The sequence below is a fragment of the Corynebacterium sp. 1103A genome (genome assembly GCF_055700955.1).
This window is the reverse complement of the sequence record NZ_JASTTF010000021.1, coordinates 1-13,243: the sequence shown is the minus strand read 5'-3', so window position 1 is coordinate 13,243 and position 13,243 is coordinate 1. Positions and strand designations below refer to the sequence as shown.

The 13,243-nt window shown below is 61.2% G+C and carries 12 protein-coding genes, 4 tRNA genes and 1 pseudogene; 8 read left to right on the top strand and 9 right to left on the bottom strand.

Features of this window, described 5'->3' with window-relative positions:
• Window positions 1-297: 297 nt before the first annotated feature.
• Together murA and ramA are read right to left on the bottom strand one after the other, a co-directional pair.
• Complete coding sequence (murA, locus tag QQS52_RS11240) at window positions 298-1,566, bottom strand: UDP-N-acetylglucosamine 1-carboxyvinyltransferase (protein ID WP_472773927.1); 1,269 nt, start codon at window positions 1,564-1,566, stop codon at window positions 298-300.
• Between the two features lie 20 nt (window positions 1,567-1,586).
• Window positions 1,587-2,429, bottom strand: coding sequence for an acetate metabolism transcriptional regulator RamA (ramA, locus tag QQS52_RS11235; protein ID WP_070768598.1), 843 nt, complete (start codon window positions 2,427-2,429; stop codon window positions 1,587-1,589).
• Window positions 2,430-2,787: 358 nt separating this feature from the next.
• On the opposite strand from ramA, the gene cysK reads away from it, so the two are divergent.
• Window positions 2,788-3,726 carry a cysteine synthase A gene (cysK, locus tag QQS52_RS11230; protein ID WP_472773926.1) on the top strand — a complete coding sequence of 313 codons (939 nt, stop codon included), beginning with the start codon at window positions 2,788-2,790 and terminating at the stop codon, window positions 3,724-3,726.
• 92 nt (window positions 3,727-3,818) lie between these two features.
• Complete coding sequence (gene epsC, locus QQS52_RS11225) at window positions 3,819-4,382, top strand: serine O-acetyltransferase EpsC (protein WP_472773925.1); 564 nt, start codon at window positions 3,819-3,821, stop codon at window positions 4,380-4,382.
• Between the two features lie 77 nt (window positions 4,383-4,459).
• On the opposite strand, the gene QQS52_RS11220 is transcribed toward epsC, so the two are convergent.
• The 4 genes from QQS52_RS11220 to QQS52_RS11205 form a co-directional block, all read right to left on the bottom strand.
• The gene (locus QQS52_RS11220; protein WP_472773924.1) at window positions 4,460-4,834 is read right to left on the bottom strand and encodes a GNAT family N-acetyltransferase; all 375 of its coding nucleotides are present in this window, start codon (window positions 4,832-4,834) and stop codon (window positions 4,460-4,462) included.
• Window positions 4,799-4,874: transfer RNA gene (locus tag QQS52_RS11215), tRNA-Phe, on the bottom strand. Before QQS52_RS11215 ends, QQS52_RS11220 begins: the two co-directional genes overlap by 36 nt.
• 20 nt (window positions 4,875-4,894) lie before the next feature.
• Window positions 4,895-4,971 (bottom strand) — tRNA-Asp (locus QQS52_RS11210).
• 57 nt (window positions 4,972-5,028) lie between these two features.
• A tRNA-Glu gene (locus QQS52_RS11205) sits at window positions 5,029-5,101 on the bottom strand.
• Between the two features lie 116 nt (window positions 5,102-5,217).
• Between QQS52_RS11205 and QQS52_RS11200 the strand changes: the two genes are divergently transcribed.
• Window positions 5,218-5,550, top strand: a complete 333-nt coding sequence (locus tag QQS52_RS11200) for a metal-sensitive transcriptional regulator (RefSeq protein ID WP_472773923.1) — start codon at window positions 5,218-5,220, stop codon at window positions 5,548-5,550.
• 111 nt (window positions 5,551-5,661) lie between these two features.
• On the opposite strand, the gene QQS52_RS11195 is transcribed toward QQS52_RS11200, so the two are convergent.
• A tRNA-Lys gene (locus QQS52_RS11195) sits at window positions 5,662-5,734 on the bottom strand.
• A 112-nt stretch (window positions 5,735-5,846) separates the two neighbouring features.
• A complete protein-coding gene (locus tag QQS52_RS11190) occupies window positions 5,847-7,346 on the bottom strand; it encodes an acetyl-CoA hydrolase/transferase family protein (protein WP_296206486.1) in 1,500 nt (499 codons plus the stop codon).
• Between the two features lie 182 nt (window positions 7,347-7,528).
• Between QQS52_RS11190 and dusB the strand changes: the two genes are divergently transcribed.
• The 4 genes from dusB (at window position 7,529) to QQS52_RS11170 (ending at window position 11,546) form a co-directional block, all read left to right on the top strand.
• Window positions 7,529-8,674, top strand: a complete 1,146-nt coding sequence (dusB, locus tag QQS52_RS11185; protein ID WP_472773922.1) for a tRNA dihydrouridine synthase DusB — start codon at window positions 7,529-7,531, stop codon at window positions 8,672-8,674.
• 88 nt (window positions 8,675-8,762) lie between these two features.
• A complete protein-coding gene (phoU, locus tag QQS52_RS11180) occupies window positions 8,763-9,491 on the top strand; it encodes a phosphate signaling complex protein PhoU (RefSeq protein WP_070768605.1) in 729 nt (242 codons plus the stop codon).
• 471 nt (window positions 9,492-9,962) lie between these two features.
• Window positions 9,963-11,218, top strand: a protein-coding gene (locus QQS52_RS11175) for an IS3 family transposase (RefSeq protein WP_472773921.1) whose coding sequence is annotated in 2 segments (ribosomal slippage) — window positions 9,963-10,290 and window positions 10,290-11,218 — 1,257 coding nt in all. Because the reading frame shifts where the segments join, the coding sequence is not laid out codon by codon here.
• A gap of 91 nt (window positions 11,219-11,309) precedes the next feature.
• On the top strand, window positions 11,310-11,546 hold the full coding sequence (locus QQS52_RS11170; protein WP_472773920.1) for a hypothetical protein: 237 nt from the start codon (window positions 11,310-11,312) through the stop codon (window positions 11,544-11,546).
• Between the two features lie 221 nt (window positions 11,547-11,767).
• Here QQS52_RS11170 and QQS52_RS11165 read toward each other — a convergent pair whose 3' ends face one another.
• Entirely contained in the window at window positions 11,768-12,001 is a 234-nt protein-coding gene (locus tag QQS52_RS11165; RefSeq protein ID WP_472773928.1) for an integrase core domain-containing protein, read from the bottom strand.
• Between the two features lie 45 nt (window positions 12,002-12,046).
• On the opposite strand from QQS52_RS11165, the pseudogene QQS52_RS11160 reads away from it, so the two are divergent.
• A pseudogene (locus QQS52_RS11160) lies at window positions 12,047-13,046 on the top strand (IS256 family transposase); the annotation flags it as partial.
• Between the last annotated feature and the right edge of the window lie 197 nt (window positions 13,047-13,243).

Genomic DNA, 13,243 nt, shown 5'->3' with positions numbered 1-13,243 from the left:
CTGAAAGCGCCATCCGGCACACACCAACACAACCATCCACACAAATGCAAAAAGTACATTGGCACACTATTGAGTTCCCAAACATCACTGGCACGCCCCAACAATCAGCAACAACCAACTGTCTAAAGCGGCTTATTCAACCTTACTCACAACCGTAAATAAAGTCAAACACCGTCACCGCCCGTTAACCTCTCGGCTACCTCGCGGCGACTGCGATTAATTTACACACAGTCCTAGAAAGATACAAATCCGCCGGTCACCGGTACTTTCCGGTGCCGACGGATGAGAGTTTGTAAGCTAATACCGCTTCTCTTCCTGGGTCCGCTCCACCTGAGCACCCAGTCGGTTCAGGTTCTCTACGAAGTTCGGATAGCCGCGGTCGATGTGGAAGACATCGTGGACCACGGAGACCTCGTCCGCGCACAGCCCCGCCAATACCAGGCCGGCGCCGGCGCGGATATCGGAGCTCCAGACGTGGGTCGAGGACAACCGCTCTTGTCCCCAGACGATGACGTGGTGCCCATCAACTTGTGCGTCCGCACCCAGGCGGAGCATCTCGTCAACAAAGCGGAAGCGGGATTCAAAGACGTTCTCGGTGATCATCGTCGTGCCCTCGGCCACCGCGGACAGGCCAATGGCCATCGGCTGCAGGTCGGTAGGAAAGCCCGGGAACGGCAGAGTATTGAAATTGACCGCCTTCGGGCGCCCATCCATACGGACCCTAAAGCCCGTCTCGTAGGTTTCCACGTCGGCGCCGGCGGACTTGAGCTTTTCCAGCGGCAGGTGCAGGTGCTTCGGGGCGATCCCGCCCACGGTCAGGTCGCCGCGGGTCATGGCCGCAGCGTAGGCCCAGGTGCCGGCGACGATACGGTCGCCGACGACTTCGTGCTCGGTGGGCTGCAGTTTGTCCACGCCCTCGATAGTCACGGTCGAGGTCCCCGCGCCGCTGATGTGGGCGCCCATGGAGTTGAGCATGTTGCACAGGTCCACGATCTCCGGCTCGCGCGCGGCGTTATCTAAAACCGTGGTCCCCTCCGCCAGCACCGCGGCGGTCAAGATGTTCTCGGTGGCGCCGACCGAGGGGAAGTCGAGCTTGATCTTAGCGCCGTGGAGACGCTGCGCCTCGGCGACGACGGCGCCGTGCTCGATCCGGGTTTTGGCACCCATCTTCTCCAGACCCGACTGGTGCATGTCCAGGGGGCGGGAGCCGATGGCGTCACCTCCGGGGAGGGCGACCTTTGCCCGGCCGCAGCGCGAGGTCAGCGGGCCCAAGACGCAGACGGAGGCGCGGAACTGCCGAACGGCGTCGAAGTCGGCGTCCGATCGCGGCTGATCCGGGGTATCGATAGTGACTTCCGAGCCATTGATGGCAACCTCGCAACCCAGCCCCTCAAGAACCTTCTTCATGAGAGGTACGTCGAGAATCTCCGGACAGTTAGTCAACGTCGTGCGACCCTCCGCAAGCAAGGCGGCCGCCATCAGTTTCAGCACACTATTCTTGGCGCCGTCGACCCTCACAGAACCCTGCAGGCGGGCGCCACCGGTGACAATAAATTGGTCCTTCACACCGACCAACTTACAGCGTCTTAGGGCAGAGCGCCGATCCGGCGGGCGGCGTTTACCGCCTCGTAGCGGGTGTGCGCGCCAAGTTTACGCATCACAGAGCGCAGATAGGACTTGACGGTTTCGGCGCCAATGCCCATTTCTTCGGCGGCCTCGACGTTCGTATGCCCCAGGGCCACACACGAGAGCACGTCGAGCTCGCGGGCAGAAAGCTTGGTGGACTGCTTGACGCGGACCGGCGAGACCATCTGATCACACAGGGTCTCGAGTTCCTTGCGGATGTCGTCCTCGGCCACGCGGTTGGCCAGCATGCGCAGCTTCGAGTGGGTGGAACGGACCTGCTCCCACTCCGCACCGTTCATGACGTGCCCGCTGCGGCCGGCACCACCCTTGCCCCCGTCGGTGCGGCGCAGCACCGAGTTCACGGCCAGATCCTGCTCGAGGCAGCGAGCCGTCATGGTGACTTCCTCGATGACCTTGTCGCCCAGGCGGACCGGCGAGTGCACACCGACGTAGAGCACTCCGCGGATTTCGCGCTGGACAATGACCGGCACGGCGACGATGGAGTGCAGTCCCTCGTCCTGGATGAGCCGGTCGTTTTCGTGGGAGATGGTCTTAGCGCGCAGGTAATCCGAAACGCCTACCGCACGGCGACTCTTGACGACGCGGCCACCGACGCCGACACCGGCATCGATAGTCAGGTTCTGCAGGGCGGGGGTGCGCAGGCCGACCCACTGTGTGATCTGCAGGCGATTATCCGGCAGTAAGGTGCCGTACATCGTCACCGGGATACCAGTGGCGGTCTTCAAGGAAGACAATGCGGCCCGTACGGCCTCGTCGTCATCTTTAATTCGGTGCGCTTCCAAGACGTACTCCTACTCGGGGGTACCCATTAAGGTGCACCCAGGGGTGCCCCTTTTGAACGGGTGTATTACAACACTGTTTCCCAACTGTAACGGGCTAGCGGGGGTAATTCTAAATCAGCGCTCACATAAAACACGAATCCGGCGCCTATTAAAAATACAGACGACGGGGTTAGCCCTAAGCACCAGCGCGCTCCAGCTGGTATAAGTAGCCGCCCTCCCCGCGGCAACCGCCGCGGTAGGCGCGGTGGCCAACTGAATAAAACTCGGTCTATTTCTTGCGGACTGGTCGGTCTAGACAACTAGTGTAGGGTGGGAAAAGTAAATCGGAAAACAGCTGCACAAGGAGTCCCGAATACCTATGGCAAAGATCTACGACAACATTCTCGAGACCATCGGCGGCACCCCGCTGGTTCGCGTCAACCGCCTGACCGAGGGCCTGAAGGCCGACGTGCTCGTTAAGGTTGAGTCCTTCAACCCGGCCAACTCGGTCAAGGACCGTATCGGCCAGGCCATCGTCGACGCCGCCGAGGCCTCCGGCGAGCTCAAGCCGGGCGGCACCATCGTGGAAGCCACCTCCGGCAACACCGGCATCGCCCTGGCCCTGGTCGGCGCGGCTCGCGGCTACAAGGTCATCCTGACCATGCCGGAGACCATGTCCAACGAGCGCCGCGTCCTGCTGCGCGCTTACGGCGCCGAGATCGTCCTGACCCCGGGCGCCGCCGGCATGCAGGGCGCAGTCGACAAGGCCAACGAGATTGTTGAGCAGAACGAAGGCGCCATCCTGGCCCGCCAGTTCGCCAACGAGGCCAACCCGACCGTGCACTACAACACCACCGGCCCGGAGATCTGGAACGACACCGACGGCGACGTCGATATCCTGGTCGCGGGCGTCGGCACCGGCGGCACCATCACCGGCGCGGGCCGCTTCCTGAAGGAGAAGAACCCGGAACTGAAGGCCGTGGCCGTCGAACCGTCCGCTTCCCCGCTGCTGTCTGAGGGCAAGGCCGGCCCGCACAAGATCCAGGGCCTGGGCGCCAACTTCATCCCGGAGGTCCTGGACCGCAAGGTGGTCGACGAGGTCATCGCCATTAGCAACGAAGACGCTGTGGAGACCTCCCGCAAGCTGGCCGTCGCCGACGGCATCCTGGGTGGTATCTCCACCGGCGCCAACCTGAAGGCAGCCCTGGAGCTGGCGCAGCGCCCGGAGAACGAGGGCAAGACCATCGTCACTGTCGTCTGCGACTTCGGTGAGCGCTACGTCTCCACCATCCTCTACGAGGACATCCGCAAAGATTAATTTCACGCGTTAAGTGCCTGCTTGAGCCTTGTATAGCCAAGCAGGCACTTTTTCTTTCCTTTTAAGCGACCGGTTTTTAGTACGCTTTGGATATGAACTTCCTTAGCCGAATCCGCGAAGACCTAGCTAACGCCCGTGACCACGATCCCGCTGCCCGCGGCGACGTCGAAAACGCCATCGTCTATTCGGGGCTGCACGCCATTTGGGCCCACCGCGTCTCCCACTGGCTCTGGAAGCGCGGCCTGAAGGGCCCGGCCCGCGTCCTAGCGCAGATCAACCGCTTCTTTACCGGCATTGAGATCCACCCCGGCGCCACCATCGGCCGCCGTTTCTTCATCGACCACGGCATGGGCATCGTCATCGGTGAGACCGCCAAGATCGGCGACGACGTAATGCTCTACCACGGGGTTACCCTCGGCGGCCAGGTGCTCACCCAGACCAAGCGCCACCCCACCATCGAAGACAACGTTGTCATCGGCGCCGGCGCCAAGGTACTCGGCCCCATCACTATCGGCCACGGCTCCGCCGTCGGCGCTAACGCGGTAGTCACCAAGGACGTACCCCCGGAGCACAGCGCCATCGGCATCCCGGCCAAGAACCGGCCGCGGCGCCACGAAGAGCGCATTAAGCTCGTCGACCCCGACTACTTCATCTAACCGGGCCGCAACAGCGCTGCAGCGCCCCTCACACGGGCTCGCAACCGCCGCCTAGCTCTCCCCCACTAGCCCCTTCTTTAATACCCCGCCTGCAGCTGCTTGTAGGCGGGATTTTTGTCGATAAAGCGCGCCACGGCGGAGCACGTCGGCCGCACGCGCTTGCCGGCCTCCCGGGCATCATCCAGCGCGGCCTGAATCAACGGCTTGGACAAGCCCTGGCCCTGGAAGTCAGGGTGGATGACCGTGTGGTCGAATTCGCGCACGTCAGCATCATCCACGTAGTGGGCGTAGCCGGCCTCCTGGCCGTCCACGGTGATGACGTACTGGGAGCGGTCGGTCTGGTCCGCAACGGCGTAATTATCCATGGCCCCAGTATGCCAAAAAGGCCCGCTTCCTTGAACGGAAACGGGCCTTACTGGTGGCCAGAGCCAGGATCGAACTGGCGACCCCACACTTTTCAGGCGTGTGCTCTACCGACTGAGCTATCTGGCCGAAGACTACCGAAATAGCCTTGGCGACCCTGACGGGACTTGAACCCGCGACCTCCGCCGTGACAGGGCGGCGCGCTAACCAACTGCGCCACAGGGCCAGCACGTCTAAGACGTACATAATGAAGAGGAACCCTAAAATTATAGGAACTTCTCCGTACCCCCAACGGGATTCGAACCCGTGCCGCTGCCGTGAAAGGGCAGTGTCCTAGGCCGCTAGACGATGGGGGCGCGCCGCGGTAGTCAAGGCAGAAAACTCTCGCTTTCCCTTGCGCGACTTCTCAAAATATACTGGAAGAATCACTCAATACAAAATCGCACCCTACCCCGGAGAAAAAACCACCGCTATGCCCGAAAATCAGGAAGTCTGCTCGTGCCACGCACCGCATAAACACGGCTACAACGCGGACGCCGAGTCGAAAAAGAAGTACCTGGCCAGGCTGCGCAAAATCGAGGGACAAACCCGCGGCATCCACCGCATGGTAGACGAAGATCAGTACTGCATCGACATCATCACGCAGATCTCCGCGGTGACCTCCGCCCTGGAAAACGTCTCCCTCGCCCTCCTCGAGGACCACATCGCCCACTGCGTGGCCGGGGCCCGCAACGCGGACGGGACCATCGCCCAGGACAAGCTAGATGAGGCCATGCGCGCCATCAAGAAGATGGTCAAGAGCTAGGAGCCCACAGCCGGCGCCTCAGCCCTCCCCAACAGGCTTTGAGGGTCGATGCTTTCAAGACACAAAAGAACCCGCTAACGGCGCCGTGGCGCGCGTTAGCGGGCGTATGCGTGGGCCCTGAGGGGCTCGAACCCTCGACCTGCGGATTAAAAGTCCGTAGCTCTACCAGCTGAGCTAAAGGCCCAATGCGCTCCTTATTCTAATAGGACTCCACAACAGGAAGAAAATAGCCCCCGAACTGGCCCCAAAGGCCCTGTTCAAGGGGGCTACTTACTGCCTAATGAGCGATCGTGCGCTTACTGGGGACGCATATCGCCGGTCTCGGCGAAGCGAATCTGGAAGTCGAAGGCGGACTTCAGATCGTGCGGGGTGTGAATGAACTTACCCTGCTTGGCACGCTCGAAGTACTCCTCCAGGGCCGGGCGGTACTCCGGGTGGGCCACAGCGATGACCTTCTCGGCGCGCTCGCGCGGGGCCAGGCCGCGCAGGTCGGCCACGCCGTACTCGGTGATAATCACCATGGTGTCGTGCTCGGTGTGGTCGGTGTGAGCCACGAAAGGCACGATGGCGGAGATCTTGCCGTCCTTGGCGATCGACGGGGACACGAAGGTGCTGATGTACGCGTTGCGGGTGAAGTCCCCGGAGCCACCGGTGCCGTTCATGATGCGGGTGCCGCCCACGTTGGTGGAGTTGATGTTGCCGTAGATATCAGCCTCGATCATGCCGTTGGAGGAAATCAGGCCGACGCGGCGGATGACCTCCGGGTGATTGGAGACCTGCTGCGGGCGCAGCACGATGTGCTTGGCGTAGCGGTCGGCCTCGGCGTTCATCTTCTCCGCGTACTCCGGGGACAGCGCGAAGGAGGTGGCAGAGGCGACCGTCATCTTGCCGGCGTCGATGAGGTCCAGCATGCCGTCCTGGATGACCTCGGTGTAAGCCTGGATGTTTTCGAACTTGGAATCCAGCAGGCCGGCCATCACGGCGTTCGGGACGTTACCCACGCCCGACTGCATGATGAACTGATCGTAAGCCAGGCGGCCGGCGGCAACCTCGCCCTCGAGGAAGTCGATGAAGTTCGCGGCGATCTTCTCGGAGGTCTCGTCCGGGGCCTTGAAGGGGGCGTTGCGGTCCGGGGCGTTGGTCTTAACGACGGCCACGACCTTGTCCTTGGGGACCTCGATGTAGGTCTCACCGATGCGGTCGCTGACCTTGGTAATCGGGATCGGCTGGCGGTTCGGCAGCTTCTCGATACGGTAAATGTCGTGCATTCCCTCCAGGTTCAGCGACTGCCACTCGTTAACCTCGAGGATGATCTTGTCCGCGGCCTCGATGTACTCGAGGTTGTTACCCACGGCGGACGACGGCACGATGTTGCCGTCCTCGGTAATGCGGACGACCTCGATGATGGCAACCTGGAAGTCGCCGTAGAAGCCCTCCTCGACTTGCTGACCCATGTGGGACAGGTGGACGTCCTGGTAGAGCAGCTCGCCGGAGTTGGCCTTGTTCCGCAGCACCGGGTCGGAGTTGTACGGAGCACGGAAGCGCAGGGCGTCCGCCTCGGCGAGGACGCCGTCGCAGTCCGGGGCGGTGGAGGCGCCGGAGAAGACGTCAATCTTGAACTCTTCGCCCGCCTCGTGAGCCTTGGTGGCCTTCTCAGCGATAGCGGTCGGCAGTGCCTTCGGGTAACCGGCACCGGTAAAGCCGGAAATGCCCACCCGGTCGCCGTTGTTAACGTACTTGGCTGCCTCCTCGGCGGAGACCACGAGGTCCTGGTAATACCCAATCCGCTCCGTCACGTCTTTACCTCCTGTGATTGTCGCGACGCGCAAGTGTAACGCACGCCGCACGGTTTTAGTTACACGCACCACATTAGCGAATATTTGCAACCTTTTCCGCAACAGTGCCAAAACTGTGAAGACAAGGTACACCCGCCGTCCCGGTTTGCCAGCGTTTCTGCCCGCAGTCCACAATGTAAAACGTGACTTTGCGCATTGGTTCTATTTCCCTCAACTCCCCCGTCATCCTCGCCCCGATGGCCGGGGTGACGAACGTGGCTTTCCGCACGCTCTGCCGCGAGCAGGAGCTCGCCCGCACCGGCACCGTGGCAGGGCTCTACGTCTGCGAGATGGTCACCGCCCGCGCCCTAGTCGAGCGCAACGAGAAGACCATGCACATGACAACTTTCGCCCCGAACGAGGATCCACGCTCGCTGCAGCTCTACACCGTGGATCCGGAATACACCTACCGCGCCGCGAAGATAATCGTGGACGAGGACCTGGCTGACCACATCGACATGAACTTCGGCTGCCCGGTCCCGAAGGTCACCCGGCGCGGCGGCGGGTCCGCCCTGCCGTACAAGCGCCGGCTCTTCGGCAATATCGTCGCCGCCGCCGTCAAGGCCACGGAAGGCACCGATATCCCGGTCACGGTGAAGATGCGTGTCGGCATCGACGGCGAACACCACACGCACCTAGACGCCGGCCGGATCGCCGTCGAGGAGGGCGCGGCCGCCGTGGCCCTGCACGGGCGCACCGCCGCCCAGCGCTACTCCGGCCAGGCCGACTGGTCAGAGATCGCCCGCCTGAAGGAGCACCTCGCCGACAGCGGCGTGCCAGTGCTGGGCAACGGCGACATCTTCAAGGCCTCCGATGCCGCCGCGATGATGGAAGCCACCGGCTGCGACGGGGTCGTCGTCGGCCGCGGCTGCCTGGGCCGCCCCTGGCTCTTCGCGGAACTCTCCGCCCACCTGCGCGGCGAGCCGGTGCCCGAAGAACCGACCCTGGGGGAGGTCACGCGGATCCTCTACCGGCACGCGGAATTGCTCGCGCACTACGACGGCGAGGCCCACGCTAGCCGCGATATTCGTAAACACATTGGGTGGTACCTGCGCGGTTTCCCAGTCGGCGGCAAGGTCCGCTCGCAGCTGTCCAAGGTGAACTCCCTGCCGGATCTGCGCGAGCTGCTCGCCCCCTGGGCCGGTTCTGACGCCCGGGCCGACGACGCCTCCGGGCCCCGCGGACGTCAGGGTTCGCCGGCTAAGGTCGCGCTGCCCGACGGCTGGCTGGACGACCCGGAAGATGAGGCGGTGCCCGCCGGCGCGGAGATCATGAACTCTGGCGGCTAAACCCCCAGCTTGTATACACCTATAGAGGTATTGAAAAATACTTGTTCTTGACGGGCGCCACCAATATACGTGCACTATACTGTTGGGCATGCGAATTGCCTACAGAGAGAAGTTAGATAACTTCGCGCACGACCTGATCCTGATGTGCGACACGGTTCAGGCGATCATGTCTCAGGCTTCGCGCGCACTTCTGACAGCTGCCCTGCAGCCGGCGGAAGACGGTTTGTCCCTATCCGACGAGCTAGAAGAGCTGCGCACCCGGTGCGAAGAACGCGCCGTATCCCTCCTGGCACTGGAAAACCCCATGGCCAAGGACCTGCGCCAAGTGGTCTCCTCTATCTATATCGTGGAGGACCTCTACCGCATGGGCCAGCTGGCCAAGCACATCGCGAAGTCCGCGCGGCGCCGCCACCCCAACCACGTGGTTCCGGAGGAATTCATGGGGTACCTGGAAGAGCTCACCCGCCTGGTGGACGAAATGTGCTCGCGCACCCGCAACGCCCTAATCGACCCGGCCCCCCAGCTGGCTCTGGAGCTGGCCAGCGACGATGACGCGGTCGACGATATCAACCACCACCTGATCACCATCCTGACCCAGCGGGAGTGGAAGTACTCCACCCGTTCGGCCGTGGACCTGGCCATGCTCTCGCGCTTCTACGAACGCTACGCGGACCACTGCGTCAACGTGGCCGCCCGCATCCTGTACCTGAGCACCGGCATGCTGCCGGACGAGTACCTGGCCCGCCGCGCCGACGAGGACCGCCGCCAGGACATGGAGGCCCACTTCGCCGCCCTGGAGCGCCAGTTCCGCCGCTAGGCCAGTACCTCCCTCCCCTCCCCATTACGTTGTTAGCAGCTCCACCTCAGGGCGCCGAAGATTCATGGTCTGTCCACCCGATTGGGCGGGTTATGTTTATTTCCGTTCCTTCCGTCTGAAAGGACAGTGGAACTAGTCGCTGGCTTCGGTATGGCTTATTCCCGCCCCTGTCTGAAAATGATCCGGGGGTGATGCCACCGAAGACAGTGACATACTCGAACTGCTAATAGGAACCTGACCCAGCCTAGGTGGTATGAGGTCTCACAGTAATGTGGATGCCAGCGCAAGTATGTCCGACAACCCCAGCGATGAAGCTTAAATAGTCCAACTTCTAATTCATCGCTAGGAGGCACACACCCATGGCCTATGACTTCGTCATTGGCGTGGACGTCGGCAAATACGGACCTGATCCCTTGGTGGTGGACACGCTGAAAACAGCATCTAGCTGGGGAAGTGAGGTACCTTTCTACCATGCCACGCAAGACCTACACCGAGCAGTTCAAGCGTGACGCAGTCTCGTTGTACGAGTCGACTCCCGGAGCAACGATCAACGCGATCGCCTCCGATCTCGGAGTCAACCGCAACTTTCTGCGCACCTGGCTCGACGCCTTCGGCACCGGCACCAAAACCAACGCCAACGGCGAGAAAGTCGCCAGCCCCGTCGCCGCCGCCAACAGCGCACGCACCCTGGCTGAAGGACTCTCCGATACCGAGCGCATCCGCGTGTTGGAACGCGAAAACGCCACACTCCGCGAGGAACGAGAAATCCTACGCAAGGCGGCTAAATATTTCGCGGAAGAGACGAATTGGTGAACCGCTTCCGATTTGTTGACGACCACCGAGACTTCTACGAGGTCAAGCGGTTATGTGAGGTCCTGAAGATCAACCGGTCCTCGTATTACACATGGAAATCGGCTGCCCCTGCCCGCCGGCGACGCCTCGTCGCTAACCCGGTGCTGGGAGCGAGGATCAAGGCCGTGTTCACGGCCGAGAACGGCTGCTACGGGGCGAAACGTGTGACTGCGACCATCAACTCCAGCGACGGCACCTTTGCCGGCGGCGTTGCTGTGCAGCGGGTCAATCACAAGCGCACGGCCCGGCTGATGCGGCAGATGGGTCTGTTCGGCTACACCAGGAAACGCCGGGTGAAGACCACCGTGTCTGCGAAACGGGTTCCGAAGTTCCCGGACCTGTTGAAACGCCGGTTCACCGCAGCCAAGCCGAACACGGTCTACGTCGGCGATATCACGTACCTGCCGATCGCGGACGGGACGAATATGTACCTGGCCACCGTTATCGACTGCTATTCGCGGCAGTTGACCGGTGTCGCGATCGCCGACCACATGCGCACCGAGTTGGTCGAAGAAGCCCTCATGATGGCTCACGGGGTCCGAGGTAGCCTGAATGGGGCGATTTTTCACTCGGATCACGGCAGTGTTTATACCTCTGAGCAGTACCGGAGGTTATGTGAGCGGTTCGGTGTCACCCAGTCGATGGGTACGATCGGGACGAGCGCGGACAACTCGTTGGCGGAGTCGTTCAACGCCTCGTTGAAGCGGGAAATCCTGAAGGACGAGCCTGTTTTCGCCAGTCAGCTGGTGTGCCACCGGGATGTGTTCCAGTGGTGCATCCGGTACAACACCCAACGGCTGCACTCGTGGTGTGGCGACCGCTCGCCGAATGCCTTTGAAGCCGCCGAATCAGCTACACTTACTATCGCATCTTGATTAAATCCCCGTGTCCACTTTCCGGGGGTCGGGCCCGAGAAATTCTTTTCATAGCAAAGTGTCTATCACAGGTAAAGGCAGGGCGCAGTACATGTCTCAGAATGACCTCTCAAATAAAGATTTCCACGAGATCCTGGAGAATCTCCTGGAAGTCCTTTCTCCTGAAGACTCTCCGATTACCCGACAATGGGTTCGGCTCATGCTTTTCGAATCTCAGGGCCTGGCCAACGCTGGTCAAGAGATGACAGTTAAGCGGATGATCTCTACTTTGCCCGTGACCCTGGCAAAGATTGAGAAGGATAACACCAGGAATGCGAAAAACTCGTAGCCCGGGTTTATTCAGCATTGAGTGCAAAAGAATATATCTAACGGCCTCGCAGGTGCGGAGAATAGTAAAATTTTCCGGGGTTAGCAAGTCTTTTTCTGTTCACGAGCTAGCCTGCGGCGCTGCTGGCGTGTCAACGGCTGTGGTGCCGGCTTATCGGCTGCTGCGACGAGTTTTCTGGCCGCGGTGACCATGGGGTGGCCTAAGAATTCGGTCCAGTTGGTTTAAGCGTTGACCGTGTTTTCATGTTTCCATTGTTCCGCATACTTCCGCGGGCTGAGGTAGCCCAGCGAGGAATGCGGGTGGAAGTCATTGTACCGCTGCGACCACTGGGCCACGAGCATCCGTGCATGTTCGAGATTCTCGATGCTGTTGTCTTCTAAGAGTTGGTCACGCATTCGGTTGTGGAAAGACTCGACATACCCGTTATGCCAGGGCTGGCCTGGCGAGGGTGTCAGGAAGTTTGTGTGTGAGGCTCTGATCTAGAAGGAGTTTCACCGATAATGGCTACGGTGTCACCGAAGAAAAGCCATGACCCGGCGAGGGTCAACGAGATCAGCGAGAAGCTGATGGAAAACCCTGAGGTCGCCAAGCTGATTGGCGAGTTGTCGACGTCCACCGATAATGCCAGCGACCTGGTCAAAGGCCTGTTACAGGCATCGATCAACGCTGGCCTGCAGGCGGAAATGGATGCCCATTTGGGCTACGGCCATTCCGACCGCAACGCCAAAGCCCAGGTCGAAACCTCACAGGAGAATAACCACCGCAACGGGTCGTACATCAAGACCGTCAATTCTGGATACGGCGCGGTGGAAGGAACTGTGCCCAGGGATCGTGCCGGCACGTTTATTCCCCGCATGGTGCCCAAGGGGCTCACGCCGGCTCACAGAGCTCGACGACATGATCGTCTCGCTGTACGCCGGTGGGATGACCGTGCGCGATATTTGCCATCATCTCGCCACCACCCTTGGGGTGGATATGAGCCCGGATACGATCAGCACCATTACCGATGCGGTCTTGGACGAGGTCATGATCTGGCACAACCGCCAGCTCGACGAGTTCTACCCAGTAATCTTCATTGATGCGCTACGCGTGAAGATCCGTAACGGCCACCGCGTGGTCAACAAGGCGTGCTACATGGCGGTTGGTGTCGACATGGACGGCATCAAGCACATCCTGGGATTGTGGATCGCGGACAATGAAGGCGCCGCATTCTGGGCATCGGTGTGCGCAGATCTGGCCAACCGCGGGGTCCAGGACGTGTTCATCGTCTGCTGCGACGGGCTTAGAGGCCTGCCAGAAGCAGTGGAGGCAACCTGGCCGAATTCCATGGTGCAGACCTGCATTGTGCACCTGATCCGAGCTGCGAACCGGTGGGGGTCTTATCAGGACCGAAAACCCGTCTCCAGCGCGCTACGTGCGATCTACACAGCCGCAAACGAAGATACCGCACGTGCCAGCTTAGATGCGTTCGAAACCTATGAGCTTGGCCAGAAGTACCCGTAGTCGGTGAAGGTCTGGCGTGATGCGTGGGAGCGGTTCGGGTTGCGTCCGCTAGCGTGGTGTATCTGTAGCCCGCGGTTGGCCTTGTGCCGGTGCACAATGAGGCGACCATGGGCCTGACCCCCGGAAAGTGGACACGTCGGGGGTTAGCTATGCTGCTTGGGTCAGTGTAGCTGAAGTCTCGGCTTCAAAGACGT

Excerpts from the sequence above, each read along its gene's own strand:
- epsC (WP_472773925.1), top strand. The coding sequence starts at position 3,819 with ATGAACTTCCTTAGCCGAATCCGCGAAGACCTAGCTAACGCCCGTGAC.
- QQS52_RS11200 (WP_472773923.1), top strand. The coding sequence starts at position 5,218 with ATGCCCGAAAATCAGGAAGTCTGCTCGTGCCACGCACCGCATAAACAC.
- QQS52_RS11170 (WP_472773920.1), top strand. The coding sequence starts at position 11,310 with ATGTCTCAGAATGACCTCTCAAATAAAGATTTCCACGAGATCCTGGAG.
- cysK (WP_472773926.1), top strand. The coding sequence starts at position 2,788 with ATGGCAAAGATCTACGACAACATTCTCGAGACCATCGGCGGCACCCCG.
- phoU (WP_070768605.1), top strand. The coding sequence starts at position 8,763 with ATGCGAATTGCCTACAGAGAGAAGTTAGATAACTTCGCGCACGACCTG.